The sequence below is a fragment of the Pseudoalteromonas sp. SG43-3 genome (assembly GCF_014164385.1).
In the GTDB taxonomy this organism is placed as follows: domain Bacteria; phylum Pseudomonadota; class Gammaproteobacteria; order Enterobacterales; family Alteromonadaceae; genus Pseudoalteromonas; species Pseudoalteromonas distincta.
In genome coordinates this window covers 84,465-109,421 of sequence record NZ_JACJFC010000014.1, presented here as the reverse complement: position 1 = coordinate 109,421, position 24,957 = coordinate 84,465, and the positions used below count along the sequence as shown (strand labels likewise).

Below are 24,957 nucleotides of genomic sequence, written 5' to 3'. Positions count from 1 at the left end.
TCATAAGTAATGATTTTCTTTGCATTGTTGAATAAGACCTTATCGGTCGACTATCTAGGAATGATGATGACATCAAAAATTATCTATACAAAAACGGACGAAGCTCCGGCACTAGCAACTTATTCGTTGCTACCGATCATCCAAGCATATACAAATGCGGCCGGTGTTGAAGTTGAAACTCGCGACATTTCATTAGCAGGTCGTGTAATTGCTAGCTTCCCTGATTATTTAACAGAAGAACAACGCATTGGTGATGCACTTGCTGAACTTGGCGAGCTTGCTAAAACACCAGAAGCAAACATCATCAAATTACCAAACATTAGTGCATCTGTACCACAGCTTCGCGCTGTAATTAGAGAGCTTCAAGCAAAAGGTTACGCTCTTCCAGAATACCCTGTTGAACCTAAAAATGATGAAGAAAAAGCAATTCAAGCGGCTTACGACAAAATTAAAGGTAGTGCAGTAAACCCTGTACTACGTGAAGGTAACTCAGATCGTCGCGCGCCAGGCTCTGTAAAAGAATATGCACGTAACAACCCACATTCAATGGGTGCGTGGAGCAAAGATTCTCAGTCTTACGTTGCAAGTATGAGCGAAGGCGATTTCTTCGGTTCAGAAAAATCAGTAACTGTTGATACAGCCACTGATGTGCGTATTGAACATGTTGCAACTAACGGTGACGTTACTGTTCTTAAACAAAGCACACCTCTTTTAGCTGGCGAAGTTATTGATGCATCAAGCATTAGCGCTTCTAAGCTTCAAGCTTTCTTAGCTGCAGAAATTGACGCTGCTAAAGAAAAAGGTGTTTTGTTCTCGCTTCACATGAAAGCGACAATGATGAAAGTATCTGATCCAATCATCTTCGGTCACGCTGTTAAAGTATTCTACAAAGATGTATTTGCTAAACACGGTGAGCTTTTTGAAGAGCTAGGTGTTGATGTAAATAATGGTTTAGGCGACGTATATTCTAAAATCCAAACATTAGACGATGCTAAGCGCGAAGAAATTGAAGCAGATATTCAAGCTGTTTACGCTAACCGCCCTGCTATTGCTATGGTTGATTCTGACCGTGGTATTACAAACTTACACGTACCTAGTGACGTGATCATCGATGCATCTATGCCTGCAGCAATCCGTTCAAGCGGTCAAATGTGGAATAACGATGGAAAATTACAAGACACTAGCTTTGTAATTCCTGATCGTTGTTACTCAAGTGTTTACCAAGCAACTATCGATTTTTGTAAAGAAAATGGCGCGTTTGATCCAACAACAATGGGGAGCGTTCCAAACGTTGGCCTTATGGCTCAAAAAGCTGAAGAATACGGTTCACACGACAAAACATTTGAAGCAAAAGCGGACGGTTCTATCCGTGTTGTTGATGCAAATGGTAATACATTACTTGAGCACAGTGTTGAGCAAGGCGATATCTGGCGTATGTGTCAGGTTAAAGACGCACCAATTCAAGATTGGGTTAAGCTTGCAGTAAATCGTGCACGCGCAACAGGCGTTCCAGCTATTTTCTGGTTAGACGAAAACCGTGCACATGATGCGCAGCTAATCAAAAAAGTAAATAAATACCTACCAGATCACGATACAGCTGGCCTAGATATTCAAATTTTAGCACCGCTTGAAGCAACATTGTTCTCACTAGCGCGTATTAAAGAAGGTAAAGACACGATTTCTGTTACAGGTAACGTACTACGTGATTACCTAACAGATTTATTCCCAATTTTAGAGTTGGGTACGAGTGCTAAAATGCTTTCAATTGTTCCACTTATGAACGGTGGTGGCTTATTTGAAACTGGCGCGGGTGGTTCTGCACCTAAGCACGTTCAACAGTTCGAAAAAGAAAACCACTTACGTTGGGATTCTTTAGGTGAATTTTTAGCACTTGCTGCATCACTTGAGCACTTAAGCGTAACTGCTGGTAACAACAAGGCACAAGTACTTGCTGATACCCTAGATAAAGCAACAGGTACGTTCCTTGCTGAAAACAAATCGCCTTCACGTAAAGTGAAAGAAATTGATAACCGTGGTTCTCATTTCTTCCTATCTTTATTCTGGGCACAAGAACTTGCTAAGCAAAATGATGACAGTGAACTTAAAGCACAGTTTACTCAAATCGCTAGTGACCTTGAGTCTAATAAAGAACAAATCGTAAGTGAGCTTAACGATGCGCAAGGCCCTGCAGTTGATTTAGGCGGTTACTTCCAGCCTAACGATGATGCAGCCTTTAAAGCAATGCGTCCAAGCACTACATTTAACGATATTCTTGCTAAATTAGTATAAATATCGGTTTAAATTTAAAAGCCGCTTACTTGTAAAAGTAAGCGGCTTTTTTATTTCTAAACTTTACAAAAAAAGGCCGCTATTTATAAAATAGCGGCCTTTGAATAATTAAATTTATTTATTTAATTATTTAATTATTTAGTATCATACCAATTCGCTTAATTAAGTGATCAACTTTGAGGCAAGAAAATCTTGTCGATAACAAGGCAAAAATTTCGTTATTTAGTTGCTCTATATCAGAAATTTTTAACGCAGTTACCGTCAGATTTAATCCCTCAAATTGATTAAGTATTATTGCGGGTTGGTATAAGCACGTGGCATTTTTGAATCTGTCGTATAACGGTCACGCAGTTTATCTTGACGAGATTGTGTAGAAACCTCAACGCCATTAATAAACATTTTGCTCACATGGCTGCTTAACTCAAACGGGTCATTACTCCATATTACTACATCAGCAGCTTTGCCTACTTCAAGGCTACCCGCATTAATGCCAAATACATCAGCAACGTTTGATGTAAGCGCTTTTAACGCACCTTCTTGGCTCATACCATACGACACAGCATTACCAGCATCAAAACGCAGCTGATAAATATTGTGACTTGCATCACCACCTACCGTTAATAATACTTTAACGCCTGCTTTTTCAAGCACACTTGCATTATCTAAACTTGCATGAAGCGAATCAAAGCTTCCTGGTAAACTATCCATTGCACTAATAATCACTGGAATATTTGCTTTAGCAACGCGCTCTTTCACTACAACAGCGTCTTGTGCGCCGTTAAGTACTAAATTAATGCCAAATTGCTCTTTTACTTTAATTAGCTCAATAATATCCGCCGCACGCGAAACGCCAACCACTAATGGCATTTCACCACTGAGTACTTTAGCCATTACTTTATCTTCAGTACTTGGCTTGTCGTCATCTTTTTTCGCTTTTTTACCGGCTTTAGTTTTGTGCTCATCAAGCTTATTAATCAGTGTTTGCAAAGTAAAAGCACGTGAGCCTTTACTACGCTCACCTAAGTAAACAATTAAAGCCGCTTGTTTTTGCATGTCGCTGTCAAAACTACCACTTAAATCAACAACACTCGCAAGGCCTGAAAAAATGCTATCGCCGCCATGAGGAGTAATTACATCGCGTGTTACGCCGCCTTTACGAGCGTAAGGAATTAAGCTTGAATGTGCGTTGTAAGCAAAGCTTACATCAAAATCAATACCAGCTTTTTCCTCACCTGCATCGCGAGAGCCTGCAACTGCACTTACTTCAACTAAACCAAGTTGATTAATACTTGCTATAAAGCCAGGGGTTACAATTTGCCCCTTTGCATCAATAATTTGATCTACTTTAATTTCAGTTGGATTAATCGCTGTGATTTTACCATCTGTCATTACAATGCTTGCCGCTTCTAATACACCTTGATCAGAAGACGTATGCAATGTTGCATTAATAATTGCTAGCGATTGTGCGCTTACAGCACCAGATGCTAATAATCCTGCAGCAACCAGAGAAAGCGAAAACGAACGTGATAAATTTTTCATTCTGGGTGCTCCTTATTGTTGACCTAACATAAAATCACTTGTTGCTTGGTACGCGCTGTCGTTTCTATCGTAAACCTTTGCACCATCAACAAACACTTGTTCAGCTTTAGCATAGACACTAAATGGGCTTTGATTCCAAATAACAACATCGCCCTGCTTACCCGCTTCTAGTGAACCTGTTTTGTCATCAATACCTAGCGATTTAGCAGCGTTAGACGTGATCCATTTAATAGCGTGTTGCTCAGAAATATCAAAACCATTTTCGTTAGCTCGGTACATCACCTTGCCCGCTTCTTGGTTTAAACGCTGAATAGTAGTATCTGAATCTGAGTGAACAACTGCACACGAGTTTTTAACCGCATCAACAATAGCTACGTTTTCTTGAACCATGTCGTAGGCTTCCATTTTAAAGCCCCACCAGTCTGGCCAAAGTGCAGCACACGAACCATTTTGCGCAAGTAAGTCAGCAATTTTATATGCTTCTACACCGTGATGAAAAGTACCTGCGTGGTAACCAAATTCTTTTGACAGGTCAATCATCATTGCCATTTCTTCAGCTTTATAACAATGATTATGAATACGTACTTCGCCTTCAAGCACACCGCGAAGCGTATCGTGTTTAATATCACGTACTGGCGCTTCTGGGTTTAAACCAGCTTCATAATCGGCATCGTATTTATCCCATGCACGTTTGTACTCAACGGCTTCAGCCCATGCCATACGGTAACCAGCCATATTACCCATACGGGTTGAAGGCAATACACCTTGACGACCATAAACACGTTTAGGGTTTTCACCACACGCCATTTTTAAACCATACGGCGCCTCTGGAAATTTCATCCCTTGCATAGTGTGCGCTGGTACGTTTTTAAGCGTAACGCCGCGTCCACCAAATAAGTTAGCTGAGCCTGGTAAAATTTGTAGAGAAGTAATGCCGCCTTCGCGTGCACGATTAAAGCCTGGATCTTGTGGCCAAACAGAATGCTCAACCCACACTTCTGCAGTGTTAGGGCTGGTCATTTCGTTACCATCTTGATGCGACTCGACCGACGGACTTGGGTATGCGCCTAAATGTGAATGTACATCAATAATACCCGGTGTTACCCATTTTCCTTGTGCATCAATTGTAATATCAGCAGTGGCTGTTAAGTCTTTACCGACTTGTTGTACTTTACCATCAACAAGTAATACATCAGCCTCATCTAAACGCTCACCAGTACCTGTCAGTACTGTTGCATTTGTAATGAGAGTGCTTGATGTAGAAAGTGGCTGATAAGTACTTGGGTAAGGATTTTTGTTAATTGTTATTTTATCGTCTTGTGGGCCGTTTTCTTGGCAGCCTACAAGTGCAGCAGCTAAGCCAACCGCTAATAAAGAAGGTGCAAATTTTTGCATGTTGTTTGGATCTCCTGTTTTTTTGCTACTTTAGCGAAAGCTAAGGAATAAAGCCAAAAAAACAGGTGAAAACGCAGTTAATTAAGATGAATTTCTGTAATTATTTCTTTATATAATTGTTATATAGCTTTTCAAGCGCACCTTCGGTGGTAAGCGAAGGATCTTTACTAATAAAGTGCTTAACCGTACGCGTTACAAAATCAGAGTTTTGCTTATGTAGCTTAGAAAAATCTTTAATAAGTGTATTACCATCTTTAGCCGCAGTTACTTTGTCATGACGATGACGATACTGGCTCAATGCTTTATTAAAATCGCCTTGGTAGTCTTCAACCAAAATTTTATAAAAGTCGCTTTTTTGAACATTTAAATCGTTAATGCAGTAATTTAACGCCTCTTTAAAGTCGGTAAATATCATGCCTTCTACATCAAACTCTTTTGTTTTTTCGCGCACTGCTACTTTGGCATCTTCTGTGGCATAGCTAAAACCCGTAAAGGCTAAACGCTCAGCGGCTTCTTTGCCTAATTTCATACCCGCTTGAATACTATGGGCAAACTCGTCGCTCATGTCGCCAAGTTCGCTTTCTTCCCACATGTTATAAACGCGCAGTGGTTTAGCATATTTATTTGAGAGCTTTTTTTTAAGCTTGGTAAAGCGCTCATCAATCGTCATCAGTCTTTCGTTATGTAAAAGTGCGTGGCACTCATAACACGCAGGGATTGAGATAAAGTCAGCCTCTTCACCTAAATCAACAATACTTTGTAGCATATGAAGTGGCGGACAATGATCGCGCTCTGTCGCTTCACAGCCACAATAAAAACACTGATTAAAATGTTGCTGATCGCACGCGTATGCTTGCTGATAATAACTGGCTAACGTTTTGCTCACCGTTGCTCCTAAAAAAAACACGACTAAATTATGGGGGCGATAATAACAGCCTGAAAAAATAAGTTATACCAATTGCATCAAATTAGTGCTCTATTATTTCGCTAAAAAGTAGTGCAATAACAGGCACAAATAACAACGTGTAGTTATTCTATACAAATAATTTTTACGCAGTAAGTACACTATTTAATGCAATAGAATGATTATGCTTTTTATTAGTCGCTAGAATTAAATAACGGCCGCTATTAAACCAAACAAACCACCAAACACACCGCCCCATACTACAAGCCAGCCTAGGTGCTCGCGGATCATGGTCTGAATAATCTCTTTAACCATTTTAGGAGTAAGCTCATCTAAGCGCTCATCAACTAGTTTAAGCACCGTTTTATGTAGGCTTTCTGCGCTATTACCTTGTGAAAGTGTTTGGCTTACTAATGCTTTAAAGTCGTCAGTTTGAGAAATCTCACTAAGCGACAATTGCATTTTTTCAATAAACTTTTCACGCATCGGCTCTATTGCTGCTGTGCCACCAAACATCCCAAGCATACTACCAAACTGAGACTGCTCTATTACCTCTAACAAATTGTCGAATGCAGGGTTTAAATCAACATTGCTAATTATTGGCTCAAAGTCGATATTGGGCTGTGCTTTATTGAGTAAATTATTAATTTTTTGCTCTGAAAAAAACTCCGTTAATATCAGGTTTCGTATTGCTACTTTAAAGCTTTCAAACTTAAGCGCTATAACACCAGAACCATATAAAAACGGGACTTTTTCGAATAACATATGAATAGCTAATAAATTAGTTACCGCGCCAGAAAGTGCAAATAAACCAACAGACAACACAATTGCTTGGTTAAACATAAAACCTACAACAACACATAAACCCGCTAGCAAATTGGTTATTAAACTTTTGTTCATTTTAACTCCACTACAGTAAGTGTAATTTTATTCAATATAGCCGTTAATTTTACAACGTTTAGATTGTTAAATTAATACCTTTTTGCCATAGTTTAAGTATCTGTTTAAAAGGCGAGCAATTGTTATGTGGAAAACAGTAAATGAGCACATCAGCCGAGCCATCAATTTTGACTTTAAGCACACCTACAAACGCCAATTACAAAGTACAAACACCGACAAACTATTTCATATTACCAATGGTACGCATAACTACCTCGTTAAAATAGCACTAAAAAGCGAGCTCGAGCGTTTAGAAAGTGAATTTATTGGCTTAAAGCTTTTGGCGCAAAATAGTAATTTTAAAGTACCTGAATGTATTACAACTGGTGCAAATATAGAGTTTTCGTTTATTGTTTTACAATGGCTTGTTTTAGATAAACAACCCCACGACACGTGGACTAATATGGGTCGCAACCTCGCTAAAATGCATCAAAAACATGACCAAGCTATGTTTGGCTTTGATGTAGATAATTACCTAGCCACGACCATACAGCCAAACCGCTGGCACAAAAAGTGGGATGTATTTTACGCCGAAGAGCGTATAGGGTGGCAATTACAACTACTCGCTGAAAAAGGCATTAACTTTATTGAACCCGAACGCTTAATTAATACCGTAAAAGAGCAACTACATAGCCATCAAGCACAACCTTCATTACTGCATGGCGATTTTTGGCGTGGCAATATGGGATTTTTAAAAGCAGAACCAACAATATTTAACCCAGCTTGTTATTATGGTGATCGGGAAGTGGATATTGCAATGAGCGAACTATTTGCCCCCCTGCCTAAAGACTTTTATAGCGCCTATAACGCGCACTACCCGCTTTCTCAAAATTACGAGAAGCGTAAGTTAATATACCAGCTATACCCCATTTTAAATCACGCCAACATCTTTGCCGGTCACTATCTTACTGAAGCTAAACAACATATAGAAAAGCTGGTATTTGAAGGTATAAAATAAGTGTCATAAGCTGCATTTGAGCACTATATTTAATGAGTAAGTAGACGTTCATCTGTAAGCGATTAAGTTGAACCTAACTTAATTATTTATAACTGGAGTGATTATGAAAGATTTTTTATCACAACGAATAACGTGCCCACACTGCGGACACCACATACATCTAGACTTAGACGCAAGCAGCGGCGATCAAGACTATATAGAAGATTGCACTGCCTGCTGTAACCCAATTCATTTAAATATGCATATAGACCATGCTAACAATAAATTGGAGCTACACGTAGACAGTGACGACGAACAAATATTTTAACTTAAGCCTGATGGCGTAAGTAGTTCTCTACCGTATTTACAATAGTGTAAGTTTGCTGATCAACTTCAATATTAAACTTGTCACCCACTTGCGCTGCACCAATGTTTGTAATGGCGAGCGTTTCCGGAATTAGGTGTATCCAAAAACCTTGTTCATCAACTTCGCCTACGGTTAAGCTTGCGCCATTTATAGCAACAAAGCCTTTATATAACACATACTTTTTCCACTCTTTTGGCAAGCTTAATTGTATTTTACAGTTATTCTCAAGTTTCACTATTTGAGAGATTTGTGACGTACAATGAATATGCCCAGACACTATATGCCCACCTAGCTCAGTACCAAACGTAACAGAGCGTTCGTAATTTACTAAACTACCTAGCTCAAGCAAGCCTAAATTAGTTAACTTTAGAGTTTCGTCAATCACATCAAAATGCACTTGCGCCACCACATCATGATTACTTAGCTCAACTTGCACAACCGTTAAACAACAGCCATTAATAGCAATACTTGCGCCTAAATCTAAATGCTTAACGTACTCATCGCTCACCGATACAACTAAGCGTAACACACCATCAGCTTGAGTTTTAGAGACCACTGTTGCTTGTGTTTGCACTATTCCTGTAAACATAAAATCACTTAAAATTATTACAAAGTGCTAGTTTAACGTATCAACTCATAAAATCATTCACTACTGTGATTTTTATTTGAAACGCAATAGATTACAATTGCCGCCTGTTTTATTTAATAGCTTTTTTTATGACCTTTTGCAATTGGGAAGCCAAGCGTTTACTTTCCCTAGCCTTACCCGTTTTTTTAGCACAAGTTACACTTATTTTAATGTCGGTAGTCGACACAATTATGGCCGGCCAAGTTAGCCCTACTGACTTAGCTGCACTTTCTATTGCAACAGGAATATGGAACCCATTATTACTTGCTCTGCAAGGTATTTTATTAGCGCTTACTGGTATTATTGCGCAGTTTTCGGGCAGCGATGACCGCAAAGGCATTAGCCACTATTTTCAACAAGCGCTTTATTTAACCGCTATTTTAAGCTTTACAGGTTTTGGTATTGCCCATTTAGCAGATGCCATTATTTTAAAGCTCGATACAACGCCTGCTATTGCAAACCTTGCCATTGACTACATCCATTTTGTGAAATGGGGTGTGTTTGGATTTTTAATTTTTACAGTATACAGAAACGTTACCGAGGGCATGGGGATGACCAAACCCGCCTTTTATATAAGCCTATTAGGTTTAGCCGTTAATATTCCAGTAAATTATATTTTCATAAATGGCTTATTTGGTTTTCCTGCTTATGGCGGCGCAGGCTGTGGCATTGCCACAGCAATTGTTTTAACTGTTATGGCAATAGCACAAGTCACTTACTGCCAAATGAGTAAAAAGGTAGATGCTAGAGGCCTTCTTTCATCATTCGAAAAACCTAATTTCACTACCATTGGTATTATTACTAAGCTAGGTATACCAATTTCACTTGCCACCTTTTTTGAAGTCACTTTATTTGCGTGTATACCGCTATTTATTGCGCATTTAGGTGCAGTGGCTGTATCGGGGCATCAAATAGCAGCGAGTGTAACTACATTACTGTTTATGATGCCACTGAGCCTATCTATCGCTATAAGTATTCGTATTGGTAATCTATATGGTCAAAATAATTTACAGCAGTTAAAAGTTGCCGTATCGACTAGTTACATATTAGCTATTGTAATTGCACTATTTTTGGCACTTATGACTTTTACAGGTCGTGATTTAATTAGCCAACTGTATACCGACAGCCCCGCTGTAATGGCACTGGCTTCATCAATTATGATACTAGCGTGTGTCTACCAGTTACCCGATGCATTACAGGTTGCTGCAAATGGCATGCTTCGTGGGTTAAAATACACCACGCCTATATCGTATATTACGTTTATATCGTATTGGTTAATCGGCTTTTGTTTAGGTTACGTATTGGCAAGAACAGACATAATTGTGCCAGCTATGGGACCGCATGGCTTTTGGGTTGGAATAATAGTAGGCCTTAGTGTCGCTGCTATTTTATTAATGCTAACAGTAAGAAAGCGTCTAAAATATGAATTTGTTAACAGTGATGCACTCAATCAAAACAAATAAGCTCAGCCTTAAAACATTATCAGCTGCTTTGCTGGTAATGTGTTTTTTAATGCTTACTGGCTGCAACAAACCACAAAGTAGTATAAACGCTACTTATATTGAACGCTTAAGTAGCACAGTTGATACAAGCACCACAGAGCCTGCGCCACTCAAGCAACTCCCCTTACTGCAGCCTCCCCCAATAGCACAAAGCGACCTAACACTGAGTATTGTGGAGCTTGCAGGCATTAGCCAATGTAAGCTTAACGTGCTTATAAGTGAGCACAATAACCAATTAGGAAAAACAGCCAGCGCTGCTGGGCAATTAAAATATCAAATAAACTTTATTAAAAGTGCGCAGGTTTGCTTAAATACGCTTGATAAAAATAGCCCTAGTTACACAAAAATACTCGCAGCCAAAAACTATAAAGAAACACACCTAATGTACTTTTTTAATACCATGTTATTTAAAGAACCTGAGTTAAATCGTACCTGGCAACTCACCTCAAACGAGCTCACTACTGAACCCGCTGGTTTTCGCGATACCGTATTTGCGCTAAAGCAACTTGTACTCATTAAACAGCAAATTAAGGCTAAAGAATTTAGTGAAATTAATAGCGACTCTATTTTTAGTGCACTCGAGCAGCTTAATAAATTTCAATTTAACCAAGCACTCATTCAATCAGTCCGCATGCAGGTCGTGTTAAATAACAACGCTACACAGTTTGTAAAAACACTAAACTTTAATACGCTGTGCCCAGAGGATAAAAATAATAAAAACGCAAAAATCATAAGCAACGTATTTCAAAAGTTTTACCTAAAAGAAATTCAGCCCTATCAAGCGCAATTAACTGGTTATCTAGAGGTACTACAACCGCTTTATAATGAGCTTTGGTTTAACGAAAGTATCTCAAGCCCTCAAATTAATAACTTAGTAAAAACGGGCTCAACAAGTAACTTACTGAACTTACTTAAAAGCTCAGCTAAAAAACATGTGGTTTGGTGGCAAGGTTTTTATAAAACGTGTGAAATAAGCCCAATATGAATAAAAAAACGGCAAATAAACTCAAAAACAACAAACTTGCTTGATTCACCAACCGCCACGCTATATATTAGCCGCCGTTGTTAAGCAATTAACACTTACTTAAATAAAGTAATACGACTGTAGCTCAGTTGGTTAGAGCACTACCTTGACATGGTAGGGGTCGGTGGTTCGAATCCACTCAGTCGTACCAACGTTTAAAAAAGTATAATTGAAGGAAAAAGCACTACCTACTCTTGATCACCCGGTCCAAAGGTCAGTAGTTCGAATCCACTCAGTCGTACCAACATTTAAAAAAGTATAATTGAAGGAAAAAGCACTACCTACTCTTGATCACCCGGTCCAAAGGTCAGTAGTTCTAATCCACTCAGTCGTACCAACATTTAAGTAAAACCTCAAAAATTGTACGACTGTAGCTCAGTTGGTTAGAGCACTACCTTGACATGGTAGGGGTCGGTGGTTCGAATCCACTCAGTCGTACCACTTCAAAGTAATAAAAAAAAACTAAAAATACCGAAAAATAAGCACTACCTACTCTTGATCACCCGGTCCAAAGGTCAGCAGTTCGAATCCACTCAGTCGTACCAACATTTAAGTAAAATAAATAAAAGTACATCTGAAGGAAAAAGCACTACCTACTCTTGACCACCCGGTCCAAGGGTCAGTAACTCGAATCCATTCAGTCGTACCAATTAAACAATACATTTCAAACGGTTAAAAACCTAAATAATCTATCTATATAATTTTTACGCTGAATTTAAATTCTAAGTTTTTATTATTTTGTATTCAAAATTTAGAACTGACTAAAGCCAAATCCAAAAAACCGTCCTAAATATTATGCTTTTCATCGAGTTGTTCCTAAAACAATATCTGAACGCCTAAAGCTATTTTCAGTTAAAATAGACCACTTCTTAGCAAGTGTATAACTTTACAGTAGTTTAGATTGAGCAACAAAAAATTTAAACAATTACCTTTCAACAGTTTGAGGAAGAATCCCTATGTGGTATTACTTACCTTAAACTCATTTACTTGCTTAATGTTTTTATTTAGTTTTAACAATACCTCAATAAGTGTATCAAGCTCTTTTTGTGAAACCCCTTGTAATAACAATCTTTCTCGCTCTAAAGCTACATAGAGAATTTTATCATGTAACTTTTCACCTTTTTCCGTCAGCTTTGCTAATGATGAACGACCATCTTTAGCATTTTTTATAAAGCTAATATGGCCTAACGTTTGTAATTGTTTTAAAGCTCGACTAACAGCGGCTTTATCTAAACCAATGACCTGACAGATGCGATTTGCAGAAATATTTGATTCCACCTTGAGCATTGCTAATACACGCCACTCAATAACGCCTACATTAAAATTTTTCCGATAGCATACAGATGCACCACTTGAGAGTTTATTAGAAAGAAAATTTACAAGCGCAGGTATATATCGTTCAAGATCTAGCTGCTTAGCACTAGGTTCTTTGGGTTTAGAAGGCATTGGTTTTTCCAATTTTCAGGGTATAAATAAATTTTACTAGGTAAATCTTGAGATTAAAACTATTTATGATCATTGCTTATTACGATCAAAGAGTTTTACATTCATAACGTTAACATTAAGTTAATCTCTACACTCAAATTATAGTTGACACCTCAACTAAAATTCAACATTATAAACATAAAGTAACAAACATTAGGAACTTTATGTTTTCAGTAAACGTGCGCAGTAAAAAGGTTGAAACACCTAATATTGTCAGTTTTGAGCTAATACCTATAAATGGGCAAGCTTTACCTAAATTTGATGCGGGTAGCCACATTGATGTGGTACTTAAAGATAAAATAACTCGTCAGTACTCACTTATCAGCCATCCTCAATCCGATGAGTTTTATAAAATAGCTGTATTAAAAGATGCCAATTCACGAGGAGGCTCAATTGCACTTCACTCTGATGTGCAAGTCGGTGATACATTATCAATTTCTGATCCTCGCAACCTCTTTGCACTCAATTCAACTCATAATAAAGCACTATTATTCGCAGGCGGTATAGGCATTACTCCGATAATCTCAATGGCAAGAGAGCTTGATATTAACGGCGTTGATTTTGAGCTTCATTATCATGCTAAATCCCCCGTAGAGGCTGCTTTTTATCAAGAATTGCTAGAGTGTTCATTTTCTGAAAAGGTATTTTTTCACTTTTCAACCCAGCCAAAAAAAGATGCCAAAGCACTTATTGGGGAATTCAAAGCGAATACGCATTTATACACTTGTGGCCCAGCAGCTTATATGGAATATATTTTTGACAGTGCAAAATCAAATAACTGGAAAGACGAGTACTTACACAAAGAAAATTTTAAAGCTGAACCTAAAGCAGAAGGTACTGAAGATATTCCGTTTAAGCTCATTTTGAGCCGTTCAGGCTTAGAAATTGATGTTTCTGCAGAGCAAACCGCATTAGAAGCAATGGAAGATGCGGGTATTGAGTTAGACGTATCATGCGAAATGGGAATTTGCGGGACATGCGTTACCTCTGTGACATGCGGTATACCCGACCACAGAGATGAATTCTTTACTGCTGATGAAAAGGCAAAAAACGATAGGTTCACACCCTGTTGTTCAAGAGCGTTAAGCGACTCTCTAACGCTAGATTTATAGAGAAAATTTTAACACTAGACTTTACACGAGACACTTATGACCACACATACACAAACTAATTCGGACACTAAAACCCCCTTTCCTCTTAACATGTGGTACTTAGCAGCACTAAGCAAAGAGTTAACCGACAAGCCACTAGCTCGCACTTTATTAAACACCCCTATAGTTTTATTTAGAGATGCACAAGGCCATGCTAGCGCACTTGAAGATCGTTGTTGCCATCGCCAACTACCTTTATCGATGGGAACACTTGAAAAAGAAGGATTAAGATGCGGTTATCATGGTCTATTATTTAATGGCCAAGGCCAATGTCTTGAAGTACCAGGGCAAAAAAAAGTTCCAAGAAAAGCAAAAGTAACGCCTTTTACACTTAAAGAGCAAGATGATTTAATTTGGATTTGGTTTGGTTCAGAGCAAGGCTCAACCCCTGATCAAGACCCACCTCGCTATCTTTATCATTCTGACGAAAAATATGTTTACGATGGTGATGTATATCACTACCAAGCACCATTTCAACTCATACATGACAATTTACTTGATCTTAGCCACTTAGGTTACGTACACCTTAAAACGATTGGTGGTGACGCTAAAACGCATATGCATGCACAAATGGATGTAGAAGCTATAGGTGATAAAGTGACCGTAAAACGTTACATGCCAAATTCAACCCCGCCACCAACATATACAGCTGCTTATCCATTTAAAGATAAAATAGATCGCTGGCAAGAAATTGAATTCTATCCATCACATTTAAGGATATGGACTGGCGGTATTGACGCAAACAGTGAATCGGTAACTAACCCTAACCGTGGCGGCTTTCATATGCGTGGCTTACATTGCATAACTCCAGAGACAGAAGAAACATGTCATTATTTTTGGACTATATCAACAAACCCAACAACTGATATTGAAAACGTAAAACAAAAAGTAGTAGAACAAACTCGTTACACGTTCAATGAAGACAAAGTGGTTATTGAAGCGCAACACAAATCAATGAAGCACTTTAAAGGGCAACCTATGATTGATATCCATGTTGATACCGGTGCAAATCACGCTAGGCGAATAATTAAGCGCTTATGTGAAGCTTAAAGGCTTGTTTTAATTATATTAACTCAAACTGAGGTATTACTTTTTCAATGGCCTACAAAGTAATACCTCATCATATTGGACCAAAAATACGCTAATTAAAAATTACGTAGATACTTAGTAGACCAGCTTGCTACCTCTGTTGCTATTAGCAATAATAAACGCATTAAAAAACCCATGTTCTCAAACACCACCTTTTATTATTTTTATAGTCTATGCGTTTAAGGATCATATTTGTTTAAACTCCCTATTACTAACATCGCGCTTATAATTGTATGCAGCGGATCTATTATCGGACCTCTCGGCATGGCCGGCGTCAACATAGCTATTCCAAATCTTGCCGAGGATTTACAAGCAAGCGCTAAAATGATTGGTTGGATGCCGACCCTTTACTTACTTAGTAGCGTGATATTTATGCTGCCTTGCGGGAAAATAGCCGATAACTATGGTCGAAAACGAGTATATGCATTTGGTTTAGGCCTAAATGCACTAGCATCACTGATGTGTGCTATTGCGTCATCAATTGAATGGGTACTTTTTTGGCGTTTTGTACAAGGCGCTGCAGGTGCCATGATTTTTGGTATTGGTGTTGCAATTATTACTTCTATTACGCCAAATAATAAAAGAGGCATGGCACTGGGCACCTCTGCAGCGTGTGTGTATATAGGCTTAAGTGCAGCCCCTGCAATAGGCGGTTGGCTCACCGAAATATGGGGATGGCGGGCTGTATTTTACTCTCAAATTCCGCTTGTCCTTCTGCTACTACTTGCTATTAAACTTTTTTTACATGGTGAGTGGAAAAACGATAAAAAATCCTCGTTTGACTGGTGGGGTACTGCGCTTTTCTCACTCTTTGCAATATGTTTAGTATTAGGACTCAGTGATTTACCCACTATGACTGGATGGGGTTTAACATTACTTTCGGTAATAAGCTTAGGATTATTTATTATTCACCAAAGTAAAAGCAGGCGACCACTAATCAGAGTACAAATGTTCTTAGAAAGCAGAGTATTTAGCTTATCGCTGTCTACATCGTTTTTAATGTACGCCAGTAATTTTTCATTGGCTTTTTTGTTAAGCTTATATCTGCAGTATATTAAAGGGTTAAGTCCTTCTCATGCTGGCCAAATCGTGTTACTGCAAGCGGTTTCTATGGCCATTATGGCACCATTGTCCGGTAAACTTTCAGATAAATTACAGCCACGCATAATAGCTACATTTGGCTGTATAATTGTTATGGTCAGCTTTTTTTTACTATCACTGTTATCTATGGACTCAAGTATCACATACATTAGTGGCTCACTGTTATTGTTAGGTATTGGCTTTGGCTTATTCTCAACGCCTAACAATAATGCAATTATGGGTGCTGTAGATAAGAATGAGTTAGGCGTAGCCTCTTCTTCCATGAATTTATCACGAACAATTGGTAATTTATTTGGAATGAGCTTGGTAAATTTAATTGTGCATTATTACTTAGGGGACAGCACGTTTTCAGCGCAACATAGTCATGCTTTAATGAGTACAATTTCACTCGCGTTTAACGTGTCTTTAGGCTTTGTAATTCTAGCAAGCTGTATCTCGGCATTTCGTGGGAAAGCCTAAATTATGCGTTGCTGATACGGGTTACACGTATAAAAGTAATTATAAATCGTTTTATACGTGTAAGTGTATTTATAAATCGAGTGTTATGGACCCTGTTTTTGCTCTTGAACAACACGGCATAATCAACTTGCCTTCTGCTTTTTCTTTGTCTGTTAAAAAAACATCGCGATGTTCCGGATTGCCTTCCACTACACCAGTTTGGCAAGTGCCACAAACTCCTGATTCACATGCAACTGGTATAAATATCCCATTAACCTCTAGCACTTGAGAAATAGACTGCCCTTCGCCTACAGTAAACTGTTTACCTGAGCTAGCAATTTTTACAGTGAATGACGTGTCTTCTAAAACATTTTCAGCAACCACTGGTGCGGCGAAGTATTCTCGATGTAATCTCTCCTCAGACCAACCTAGCAAACGAGCTTGAGTTAATACATATGTTATAAACTCAGCAGGCCCACATATATACAAGTCAGTACCACGAATATGCTCACCTAGCACCTGTTCTACATCCATACGACCCGATTGCAATTCTTGGCTAAAGTGAAACACTATTTTATCGCTAAACGGCCCTAATTTTAATGCTTCAACAAATGCTGCAGTTTCAGAAGATTTAGCGCAATAGTGAAATGCGAAAGGTGTCCCCAAACTATGTAATGTTTGAGCCATCGTTATTAATGGCGTAACCCCTATTCCACCCGCAATCAGTAATGTATTTTTCTTTGGATTCAGCAATGAGAAGTGATTTTTAGGTTCACTTACTTCGACTTTATCGCCTATTTTTAGGTTATGCACCTCCGCTGAGCCACCACGAGATTGAGGATCTTTTAATACTGCAATTTCGTAGTAACGAGGGTCGCACTGTAACCGACATAGAGAATATTGACGAAGCAAACCATTTGGTAGCTTTATATCAATATGTGCACCTGCCTCAAATGGTGGCAAATTCACATTGTCAGCGCGTCCAAGTACGAGCCTCACAACCGCCTTTGCCTCAATGACCACATTTTTAACAATAACTGAAATCATCTTAATTCCCTTTGTTAAAATGTTACTGATTGGAGTGGTAGCTCGTCTGTAGATATATTTTTCGCATTTATTTCTTTATCGATTAAACGCTCAATGATACGTCGCGACTGAACACCACCGGCATCTATATCAAGCTTTAAAAGATCAAATTGCGGGAAACTCTTCAGATTTTGCTGCTGACGTTCTAATACCTCTAAATCTTCTTGGAAAATACTGCCTTGCCCTTCTCTAATTTTATCAGTTAATGTAACGTCTTGAGCATTAAAGTTACGTGCCATCCCCCAAAAGTACCACATCGTATTTTCAGTCTCAGGAGTAATAAAATCAACCACTGTACTGCTCGCTTTTTTATTCTTTGGTGCATCAAAACCACCATAACCAGCATGTGCTACACCCACATCAATCATTACATGTGATGGCGGCATAAAGCGACAAATTTGCCAACGGTCTACTGGTGTATCCGATGCAAGCCCATTACCCTCCAGAGCAGTTCGCCAAAATGGCGGTGCCATAATATTTTCCATATAACGGCGACAAAAAACTTTATCGCCTTCTACTTCAGTTTGCACCGGAGACTCATCAATTTCTTTTTGACCTATACTACTAGCATGAACGTAGGTTTCATGAGTTAAGTCCATTAGATTATCGATCATTAAACGATAGTCGCATTTTATATGATACAACCCCCCCCCATAGGCCCAAGTATCATCTTCAGCCCAAGGTAAGTGTGGGATAAGATCTGTATTTGCAGCCTCTTTATCACCAGGCCAAACCCAGATAAAGCCAAAGCGCTCCTCAACTGCAAATGACTTCATACACGGAAATTTCTGCACTCGTTGCAGCGGCATTTCTTTTGTTTTACCGTCCTCACCCATTTTTAGACCATGATAGCCGCATACAAGCAAGCCGTCCTCAACATATCCTAAAGATAAAGCTGCTCCACGGTGTGGACAAAAATCTAGCACCGCAGCTACTTTTCCATCCGCCTGACGATAAAAAGCAATACTTTGATCACACACTTTTCGGCCGAGTGGTTTATTGTGATTGATTTCATCACTCATTGCCGCCACATACCATGTATTTTTAATAAAGGTCTGCTTAGCCATACCTTGATCTCCTGTTGTGTTTTTGTTGTCATTGGATCCAATATAAACTAATAATCCAGATAAATAAAACAAACATGCGTAAATTGGATCCATATAATTTTATTTTTTGCACTTTTAGTCACGCTTTAGTTGTAAATTCACACTATTTCAATGACTATATGCAGTGTAGATTCTTAATTGGATCCAGTTTAAAAAGTAATTAAGGTAATTTTTTATGACTAAGTCAGGCCAAAATGCAGTAACCACATTGCGACAAATGATTTTAACTGGAGCACTAAAAACCGGAGAAAGGCTCGTTGAAATTGCCACTTCTGAACGTCTAGGTGTTTCAAGAACGCCTGTAAGAATTGCATTTAGAACACTTGAACAAGAAGGTTTGTTGACCAAACTTCCTAGGCGTGGCTACGAAGTTCGCTCAGTCTCACCAATTGAAATTGAAGGCGCTATTGAAGTAAGAGGAGTATTAGAAGGCCTAGCTGCTCGACAAGCTGCTGAAAACGGCCTTAATGAAGAACAAAAAAATGAAATGCAATCCCTGCTTACTTGTGGTGATTTATTATTTGAAGGGGCCGAGCTAACTGAAGATGACTTAGCAACCTACCATGATATGAACCGCCGTTTTCATCTACTAATTATTGAAGCGTCGGGTAACTTGGCTATCCAGGCTGCACTATCTAAAAATGAGCACCTACCATTTGCATCGGTAAGCGCGCTTGCCATCGACAAAAATAATATGCAAAAAGAGTTTAAACGCTTTGCATTTGCCCATCAGCAACATCACCACGTATTTCATGCAATGCTTTCTCGCCAAGGTGCTCGTGCAGAAGGAATTATGCGTGAGCATGCACAAGCAACACTCGGTTACGATCGAAACTATCACCGAACAGAGCTTAAAAACATACTCACTGTTATTTCGCACGCAAATAAATAACCTGCGCAGGAGTGTTACTCACTCTTACACATTGAATGAGCCATATTCTGTAAGGTATGAAGCTTGCTAATAAAGACGGCCTTTAAATATTACAACTTATTAAGCCTTTGTGCGCTCACGCGAAACCAACATAGCAATGCCCATACCACCACCAATACAAAGTGTTGCTAACCCTTTTGTTTTATTAGCTCGCTGCATTTGATATATCAGCGAGACTAAAATACGACAACCTGAAGCACCTATGGGGTGGCCTAAAGCTACCGCCCCCCCATTTACATTTAATTTTTTAGGATCAAGCCCTAATTCATTAATTACATGCAGCGCTTGGGCTGAAAATGCCTCATTAGCCTCAATTAAATCAATATCATGCACTTGCCAATCCGCTTTTTTACACACGGCTTGCGTAGCGGCTATAGGCCCCACCCCCATATAAAGCGGCTCAACACCTTCGCAAGCGGTAGCTTCAATCACGGCTAAAATAGGTAAGTTTAACTTTTTTGCATACTCGTCTGTAGTAACCACCACCATCGCTGCGCCGTCGTTAATAGTCGAACTATTTCCAGCAGTAACTGAACCGTCTTTTTTGAACGCAGGCCTAAGCTTACTAAGGTTTATAATTTGTGTATCAGCTTTTACTGATTCATCAACATCAAAACTCTGGATATCGCCTCCACGTTTTGCAATATAAATAGGGGCAATTTCATCTTTGAATAAACCACTGCTAATAGCATTTGCTGCTTTTTGCTGTGAATGAACTGCAAATTCATCTTGTTCCGCTCTAGAAACAGCAAATTTTTCAGCTATATTTTCAGCTGTAATTCCCATATGTATATTTTCGCGACTATCCCACAAACCATCTTTTATCAGGCTATCAACCAAAGATAAGTCACCTAATTTTTTAGGTACTCTATTATTGGGTAATACGTGCGCCGCCTGAGACATACTTTCTTGCCCACCAGCAACCACCATTTTAGCATCACCGCAAAGAACTGATTGCGCAGCCAATTGCACCGCTTTTAGTCCTGAGCCACATACGTGATTAATAGTAAAAGCAGACACATTAATAGGTAGTCCGGCATTAAGTGCTGTCTGCCTTGCTGGATTTTGGCCACAACCAGCTGTTAGCACCTGCCCTAAAATCACCTCCTCAATGTGTGGCTTTACTTGCGGTGTTTCATCAAGAACGGTTTTAAGTAACTGACTACCTATTTCAATAGCTGATAGGCTTGATAAACTTTGTCCAAAACCACCAATTGCGGTTCTTTTTGCAGCAACAATAACAGCCTTCATGCTACCACCTCGGGCAAGTCCATTTCGGGTACATGCTCAGGAATAACAAGCTCACCTGCTGTTAACCGTTGAATATCTTCTACCGAGACATTCGGCGCCCTTTCTAACAAATGAAATTTACCGTCTTTAATTTCCATAAAAGCGAGATCAGTTAGCACTTTTTTAATACAGCCCTTACCAGTTAGTGGCAGTGTACAATTTGCTAATAACTTTGATTCACCATGCTTTGATGCATGGGTCATAGTGACAATAATGTTATCGGCACCCGCCACTAAGTCCATAGCACCTCCCATCCCTTTAATTAACTTACCAGGGATCATGTAAGACGCAATATTACCATTCACATCTACTTCAAAGGCACCTAATACGGTTAAATCAACATGCCCGCCACGGATCATGGCAAACGACTCTGCACTATCAAAAACAGAGGCGCCGGTTGCCATAGTCACCGTTTGTTTGCCGGCATTAATTAAATCAGCATCAATTTCTTGCTCTGTTGGAAATTGACCCATGCCTAATAAGCCATTTTCAGATTGAAGCATTACTTCAATACCTTCAGGGACATAGTTAGCAACAAGCGTCGGAATACCAATGCCTAAGTTAACGTAGTATCCATCTTGTAGTTCTTGCGCAACACGCATTGCTAATTGCTCTCGGGATAAAGCCATTGTTACACTCCTTGAACTTGTTTAGCACGAGTTGTGCGTTGTTCTATACGTTTTTCAAATGAACCTTTAATAACCCGATCCACATATATCCCAGGGGTATGAATTTCATCGGGATCTAATTGCCCTGCTTCAACAATTTCTTCAACTTCAACAACCGTAACTGTGCCAGCTGTTGCAACTAAAGGATTAAAATTACGTGCTGTTTTTCGATAAACTAAATTACCATATGTATCAGCTTTCCAAGCTTTAACAATGGCAAAATCACCTTTAATCGACTCTTCTAAGATGTAAGTTTTACCATTAAAGTTACGTTCTTCTTTTCCTTGTGCAACTGGAGTTCCATAACCCGTTGCGGTGAAAAAGGCAGGAATACCGGCACCACCGGCACGCATTTTTTCGGCTAATGTGCCTTGAGGGGTCAATTCAACATCCAGTTCACCAGACATCATTTGTCGCTCAAACTCTGCATTTTCGCCAACATAAGAGGCAATGATCTTTTTGATTTGTCGTTTTGCAAGCAGCAACCCTAAACCAAAGTCATCAACGCCACAGTTATTTGATACGACCGTTAGCTCTTTTGTGCCTTTATTACTAATTTCCTTGATTAAATTTTCAGGTATACCACATAAGCCAAAGCCACCAGCTAAAACGGTCATACCGTCTTCAAGTCCTTCAAGCGCTTGAGAATACGTAATTACTACTTTATTAAATCCAGCCATTGTTTAAGTCCAAATTAAGAATGTGTTTATTAGTTTGACAACAAAGCAAGATATAGTTAATTTTATAATTATGTTTTATTAATTAGTTTTTCTTATAAATGAATATAAAACAATTGAAGGCATTTACGCAGGTGGCTTCCAGCCTAAGCTTTGTAGAAGCCGCAGCTAAATTACACTTATCGCAACCCGCGCTTAGTTTAAGTATCAAAAATTTAGAAGAGAGCTTGGGCGGTAAATTATTAACTCGCACAACACGTACATTAGTACTCACCCAAGAAGGTAAAGCATTTTTACCTGTCGCTAAAAACTTATTAAACCAAATAGACGCAGCAGAACGAGAGATGAAAAAGCGATTTGCACTGGATCTTGGGCATACATCTATCGCAGCCATGCCCTCTTTTGCCAGTTCAATTTTGCCAAAAATAATTAAGCGTTTTCATACAAAGTACCCAAACATAAAACTCTCAGTGGACGATGTCTTATCTGATACGGTTATTGACTTGGTAAATGCTGACTTGGTGGAACTCGGTATTTCATTTGAGCCTAAACATAATGGTGACTTAGTATTTCATCCGCTTTATAACGATCAATTTATTGTGGTTTTACCTCAATTTCATCCGCTTGCTAAGTGCCATAGTATTAGTTGGTCGGAGCTACTAAAGTTTGAGTTAATTACTCTGCAAAGTCCCTCTTCTGTCAGAGGGCTAATTGAAGACACTCTCTCGCAGCATAACATTGCACTCAACCCTGCATTTGATGCGCACCAGTTAGCGACTGTTATAAGGATGGTGAGTAATGATTTAGGAGTGGCTGTTGTACCTGCACTTTGCAAAGAGCAAGCATTAGAAGCAGGCGTAATATGCAGAGAAATAAATTCCCCTATTATTGCAAGACGTGTAGGCGTTATTTCTAAACCTATCACGTCTTTATCTATCGCGGCTAAATCAATGCTTGAAACAATTAAGCTCTATTCATTGGAGTTAAGAGATTGAATTTAGGCCCATTGAATGTTCAAACAGGTGCCTTATTTGTATCATCACACTTTAAATCTCTTGCACCTTTACTTTTTATTGCAGCGACCAGCGATGCAATTGCACAACAAATAGCAATTAGCACAAGCACAGCACTCAAAGAGTCCAATGTTTTTTGAAGTAAAGTTACAACAATAGGTGCTGTAAACTGACCTAAAAAGAACATACCCGTCCACATCCCAGTTCCTTTACCACGTACATTTTCAGGGAGTAGCTTTAATACCCATGTTAAAGTCGTTGGTAATAAAGAGCCAAAACCCAAGCAACCAATAAAAATAGCTATTGATGAAATTACAATTGAAGAAGACACTGCTGTTGCAAAGTAACCAAAGGCACTTAAACCAAAACCAACACATAATAAAAGTGGCCCTGAGATATGCTTAATTTTTCCGTAACAAAATGCACCTAATGCAACACCTATATTTGCTAAAGCTCCTATTCCGCCAATAATAGCAGGCGTCACTGCCTGACTAATCGACAGTACTTCACCTAGTTTTACAATCATAGAATAAAAAATAATACCAACAAATAGTGTTATAAATAATAGAGGCAGTACTTTTTTTACAGGGAATCCCGTGAGTTGTTTGTCCTCATTTGCTCTTACTTTAGGTTCAAATAAGTTTAAAGCAACCAGCAAAGCAACAGGCAAGGCAAGTAAGTATAAAACAAATGGGCCTCTTGAACCCAATACTTCACCCAACATACCGCCAAGTGCAATGAGAAAAATAGCACTTAAGCTCACTGACGCTATTTGTATAGAAATCCATTTTTGTCTTTCTTTTCCTATGAAGTAGTCAGCAATTAATGCGGTAGCAATTGTCATAATAACCGCTTCTGTAATACCTAAAAAAATACGAGATACTATTATATGAGATAAACTTTCCAAGAAATAAGGTAATACCCCAACAGCGCTGTATATTAACAGAGCAAAAATAAGGAGCGACTTCCTGCCAAACTTATCAGAAAGAGAACCCGCAATTGGAGAGAATACAGCAACACAGAGTGCAGGAATAGTCATAGCAATAGGCACTAAAACCTCATAACCACTAATATGCTTAAACTCTTCAAGTAACATAGGCAGCACAGGAACAAGGGAGATGACTGCCATAACAGGCATAATAGCCGCTAAAATTAAAATAATACCGTGTTTAGTAGAAGCCACAGTGGGCGAGATAGTATTCATAAAAACTTCCTTTAATTATTGTGTGTTTTGCTTAGTGTGTTGTCGGGTCATTAAATACAAACCCGAAGGCTCCACTATGTGTTGAAAGTTTCCAATTGTAGAATTTAATATTTAGATAGAATGTATCACGTAAATAAATAGTTAATTGCAATTACCTTTTTTATCACCTTTCCTCGCTAGAGTGCCTAGTTCTC

The 24,957-nt window shown here is 38.9% G+C and carries 22 protein-coding genes and 2 tRNA genes; 12 read left to right on the top strand and 12 right to left on the bottom strand.

The window, feature by feature from the left end; genetic code table 11:
- Positions 1 to 66: 66 nt before the first annotated feature.
- Positions 67 to 2,289, top strand: a complete 2,223-nt coding sequence (locus tag H5157_RS13950) for an NADP-dependent isocitrate dehydrogenase (RefSeq protein ID WP_182724904.1) — start codon at positions 67 to 69, stop codon at positions 2,287 to 2,289.
- A gap of 291 nt (positions 2,290 to 2,580) precedes the next feature.
- Here the strand turns inward: H5157_RS13950 and H5157_RS13945 are convergent, their stop codons facing one another.
- The 4 genes from H5157_RS13945 to H5157_RS13930 form a co-directional block, all read right to left on the bottom strand.
- The gene (locus H5157_RS13945) at positions 2,581 to 3,828 is read right to left on the bottom strand and encodes an amidohydrolase family protein (protein WP_182724903.1); all 1,248 of its coding nucleotides are present in this window, start codon (positions 3,826 to 3,828) and stop codon (positions 2,581 to 2,583) included.
- A gap of 12 nt (positions 3,829 to 3,840) precedes the next feature.
- Positions 3,841 to 5,223, bottom strand: coding sequence for an amidohydrolase (locus H5157_RS13940; protein ID WP_182724902.1), 1,383 nt, complete (start codon positions 5,221 to 5,223; stop codon positions 3,841 to 3,843).
- A 100-nt stretch (positions 5,224 to 5,323) separates the two neighbouring features.
- A complete protein-coding gene (locus H5157_RS13935) occupies positions 5,324 to 6,109 on the bottom strand; it encodes a hypothetical protein (protein WP_002962505.1) in 786 nt (261 codons plus the stop codon).
- Between the two features lie 225 nt (positions 6,110 to 6,334).
- A complete protein-coding gene (locus H5157_RS13930) occupies positions 6,335 to 7,027 on the bottom strand; it encodes a hypothetical protein (protein WP_024603971.1) in 693 nt (230 codons plus the stop codon).
- Positions 7,028 to 7,151: 124 nt separating this feature from the next.
- Here H5157_RS13930 and H5157_RS13925 point away from each other — a divergent pair, with 124 nt between their 5' ends.
- Both H5157_RS13925 and H5157_RS13920 read left to right on the top strand, forming a co-directional pair.
- Positions 7,152 to 8,024, top strand: coding sequence for a fructosamine kinase family protein (locus H5157_RS13925; RefSeq protein ID WP_182724901.1), 873 nt, complete (start codon positions 7,152 to 7,154; stop codon positions 8,022 to 8,024).
- Between the two features lie 103 nt (positions 8,025 to 8,127).
- A complete protein-coding gene (locus H5157_RS13920) occupies positions 8,128 to 8,331 on the top strand; it encodes a CPXCG motif-containing cysteine-rich protein (RefSeq protein ID WP_002962509.1) in 204 nt (67 codons plus the stop codon).
- A 1-nt stretch (position 8,332) separates the two neighbouring features.
- Here H5157_RS13920 and H5157_RS13915 read toward each other — a convergent pair whose 3' ends face one another.
- Positions 8,333 to 8,959, bottom strand: a complete 627-nt coding sequence (locus tag H5157_RS13915; RefSeq protein ID WP_182673399.1) for a riboflavin synthase subunit alpha — start codon at positions 8,957 to 8,959, stop codon at positions 8,333 to 8,335.
- A 128-nt stretch (positions 8,960 to 9,087) separates the two neighbouring features.
- Here H5157_RS13915 and H5157_RS13910 point away from each other — a divergent pair, with 128 nt between their 5' ends.
- The 4 genes from H5157_RS13910 (at position 9,088) to H5157_RS13895 (ending at position 11,965) form a co-directional block, all read left to right on the top strand.
- Complete coding sequence (locus H5157_RS13910; protein ID WP_182724900.1) at positions 9,088 to 10,461, top strand: MATE family efflux transporter; 1,374 nt, start codon at positions 9,088 to 9,090, stop codon at positions 10,459 to 10,461.
- Entirely contained in the window at positions 10,439 to 11,485 is a 1,047-nt protein-coding gene (locus tag H5157_RS13905; protein WP_182724909.1) for a DUF3080 family protein, read from the top strand. The genes H5157_RS13910 and H5157_RS13905 overlap by 23 nt, the downstream gene beginning before the upstream one ends.
- A 113-nt stretch (positions 11,486 to 11,598) precedes the next feature.
- Positions 11,599 to 11,675, top strand: a tRNA-Val gene (locus H5157_RS13900).
- Positions 11,676 to 11,888: 213 nt separating this feature from the next.
- Positions 11,889 to 11,965 (top strand) — tRNA-Val (locus H5157_RS13895).
- A 513-nt stretch (positions 11,966 to 12,478) separates the two neighbouring features.
- Here the strand turns inward: H5157_RS13895 and H5157_RS13890 are convergent.
- On the bottom strand, positions 12,479 to 12,982 hold the full coding sequence (locus tag H5157_RS13890; RefSeq protein ID WP_220486909.1) for a MarR family winged helix-turn-helix transcriptional regulator: 504 nt from the start codon (positions 12,980 to 12,982) through the stop codon (positions 12,479 to 12,481).
- 191 nt (positions 12,983 to 13,173) lie between these two features.
- On the opposite strand from H5157_RS13890, the gene H5157_RS13885 reads away from it, so the two are divergent.
- The 3 genes from H5157_RS13885 to H5157_RS13875 all read left to right on the top strand — a co-directional run bounded on the left by H5157_RS13885 (position 13,174) and on the right by H5157_RS13875 (position 16,809).
- Positions 13,174 to 14,121, top strand: a complete 948-nt coding sequence (locus H5157_RS13885; protein ID WP_182724899.1) for a PDR/VanB family oxidoreductase — start codon at positions 13,174 to 13,176, stop codon at positions 14,119 to 14,121.
- 36 nt (positions 14,122 to 14,157) lie between these two features.
- Positions 14,158 to 15,210 (top strand): aromatic ring-hydroxylating dioxygenase subunit alpha, encoded by a 1,053-nt coding sequence (locus tag H5157_RS13880; protein ID WP_058429815.1) that lies wholly within the window; start codon positions 14,158 to 14,160, stop codon positions 15,208 to 15,210.
- A gap of 246 nt (positions 15,211 to 15,456) precedes the next feature.
- Positions 15,457 to 16,809: an MFS transporter gene (locus H5157_RS13875; RefSeq protein WP_404936168.1), complete on the top strand. Its 1,353-nt coding sequence runs from the start codon at positions 15,457 to 15,459 to the stop codon at positions 16,807 to 16,809.
- Between the two features lie 69 nt (positions 16,810 to 16,878).
- Here H5157_RS13875 and H5157_RS13870 read toward each other — a convergent pair whose 3' ends face one another.
- Together H5157_RS13870 and H5157_RS13865 are read right to left on the bottom strand one after the other, a co-directional pair.
- Positions 16,879 to 17,835 (bottom strand): PDR/VanB family oxidoreductase, encoded by a 957-nt coding sequence (locus H5157_RS13870; RefSeq protein ID WP_182724898.1) that lies wholly within the window; start codon positions 17,833 to 17,835, stop codon positions 16,879 to 16,881.
- Positions 17,836 to 17,849: 14 nt separating this feature from the next.
- Positions 17,850 to 18,941: an aromatic ring-hydroxylating dioxygenase subunit alpha gene (locus H5157_RS13865; RefSeq protein ID WP_182724897.1), complete on the bottom strand. Its 1,092-nt coding sequence runs from the start codon at positions 18,939 to 18,941 to the stop codon at positions 17,850 to 17,852.
- A gap of 214 nt (positions 18,942 to 19,155) precedes the next feature.
- Between H5157_RS13865 and H5157_RS13860 the strand changes: the two genes are divergently transcribed.
- The gene (locus tag H5157_RS13860) at positions 19,156 to 19,872 is read left to right on the top strand and encodes a GntR family transcriptional regulator (RefSeq protein ID WP_182724896.1); all 717 of its coding nucleotides are present in this window, start codon (positions 19,156 to 19,158) and stop codon (positions 19,870 to 19,872) included.
- Between the two features lie 99 nt (positions 19,873 to 19,971).
- Here the strand turns inward: H5157_RS13860 and H5157_RS13855 are convergent, their stop codons facing one another.
- From H5157_RS13855 to H5157_RS13845, 3 genes are read right to left on the bottom strand one after another with little or no spacing between them, the layout of a single operon-like run.
- Positions 19,972 to 21,162, bottom strand: a complete 1,191-nt coding sequence (locus tag H5157_RS13855; protein WP_182724895.1) for an acetyl-CoA C-acetyltransferase — start codon at positions 21,160 to 21,162, stop codon at positions 19,972 to 19,974.
- Complete coding sequence (locus H5157_RS13850) at positions 21,159 to 21,830, bottom strand: 3-oxoacid CoA-transferase subunit B (RefSeq protein ID WP_182716394.1); 672 nt, start codon at positions 21,828 to 21,830, stop codon at positions 21,159 to 21,161. Before H5157_RS13850 ends, H5157_RS13855 begins: the two co-directional genes overlap by 4 nt.
- Before the next feature lie 2 nt (positions 21,831 to 21,832).
- The gene (locus H5157_RS13845) at positions 21,833 to 22,549 is read right to left on the bottom strand and encodes a CoA transferase subunit A (protein WP_182711666.1); all 717 of its coding nucleotides are present in this window, start codon (positions 22,547 to 22,549) and stop codon (positions 21,833 to 21,835) included.
- Positions 22,550 to 22,647: 98 nt separating this feature from the next.
- Here H5157_RS13845 and H5157_RS13840 point away from each other — a divergent pair, with 98 nt between their 5' ends.
- On the top strand, positions 22,648 to 23,541 hold the full coding sequence (locus H5157_RS13840) for a LysR family transcriptional regulator (RefSeq protein WP_154902996.1): 894 nt from the start codon (positions 22,648 to 22,650) through the stop codon (positions 23,539 to 23,541).
- 19 nt (positions 23,542 to 23,560) lie between these two features.
- Here H5157_RS13840 and H5157_RS13835 read toward each other — a convergent pair whose 3' ends face one another.
- On the bottom strand, positions 23,561 to 24,763 hold the full coding sequence (locus H5157_RS13835; protein ID WP_182724894.1) for an MFS transporter: 1,203 nt from the start codon (positions 24,761 to 24,763) through the stop codon (positions 23,561 to 23,563).
- Positions 24,764 to 24,957 lie beyond the last annotated feature (194 nt).

Coding starts and splice junctions, on each gene's coding strand:
- H5157_RS13840 (WP_154902996.1), top strand. CDS start 22,648: ATGAATATAAAACAATTGAAGGCATTTACGCAGGTGGCTTCCAGCCTA.
- H5157_RS13925 (WP_182724901.1), top strand. CDS start 7,152: ATGTGGAAAACAGTAAATGAGCACATCAGCCGAGCCATCAATTTTGAC.
- H5157_RS13880 (WP_058429815.1), top strand. CDS start 14,158: ATGACCACACATACACAAACTAATTCGGACACTAAAACCCCCTTTCCT.
- H5157_RS13920 (WP_002962509.1), top strand. CDS start 8,128: ATGAAAGATTTTTTATCACAACGAATAACGTGCCCACACTGCGGACAC.
- H5157_RS13855 (WP_182724895.1), bottom strand. CDS start 21,162: ATGAAGGCTGTTATTGTTGCTGCAAAAAGAACCGCAATTGGTGGTTTT.
- H5157_RS13930 (WP_024603971.1), bottom strand. CDS start 7,027: ATGAACAAAAGTTTAATAACCAATTTGCTAGCGGGTTTATGTGTTGTT.
- H5157_RS13860 (WP_182724896.1), top strand. CDS start 19,156: ATGACTAAGTCAGGCCAAAATGCAGTAACCACATTGCGACAAATGATT.
- H5157_RS13940 (WP_182724902.1), bottom strand. CDS start 5,223: ATGCAAAAATTTGCACCTTCTTTATTAGCGGTTGGCTTAGCTGCTGCA.
- H5157_RS13885 (WP_182724899.1), top strand. CDS start 13,174: ATGTTTTCAGTAAACGTGCGCAGTAAAAAGGTTGAAACACCTAATATT.
- H5157_RS13915 (WP_182673399.1), bottom strand. CDS start 8,959: ATGTTTACAGGAATAGTGCAAACACAAGCAACAGTGGTCTCTAAAACT.
- H5157_RS13835 (WP_182724894.1), bottom strand. CDS start 24,763: ATGAATACTATCTCGCCCACTGTGGCTTCTACTAAACACGGTATTATT.
- H5157_RS13945 (WP_182724903.1), bottom strand. CDS start 3,828: ATGAAAAATTTATCACGTTCGTTTTCGCTTTCTCTGGTTGCTGCAGGA.
- H5157_RS13850 (WP_182716394.1), bottom strand. CDS start 21,830: ATGGCTTTATCCCGAGAGCAATTAGCAATGCGTGTTGCGCAAGAACTA.
- H5157_RS13950 (WP_182724904.1), top strand. CDS start 67: ATGACATCAAAAATTATCTATACAAAAACGGACGAAGCTCCGGCACTA.
- H5157_RS13870 (WP_182724898.1), bottom strand. CDS start 17,835: ATGATTTCAGTTATTGTTAAAAATGTGGTCATTGAGGCAAAGGCGGTT.
- H5157_RS13845 (WP_182711666.1), bottom strand. CDS start 22,549: ATGGCTGGATTTAATAAAGTAGTAATTACGTATTCTCAAGCGCTTGAA.
- H5157_RS13905 (WP_182724909.1), top strand. CDS start 10,439: ATGCACTCAATCAAAACAAATAAGCTCAGCCTTAAAACATTATCAGCT.
- H5157_RS13865 (WP_182724897.1), bottom strand. CDS start 18,941: ATGGCTAAGCAGACCTTTATTAAAAATACATGGTATGTGGCGGCAATG.
- H5157_RS13910 (WP_182724900.1), top strand. CDS start 9,088: ATGACCTTTTGCAATTGGGAAGCCAAGCGTTTACTTTCCCTAGCCTTA.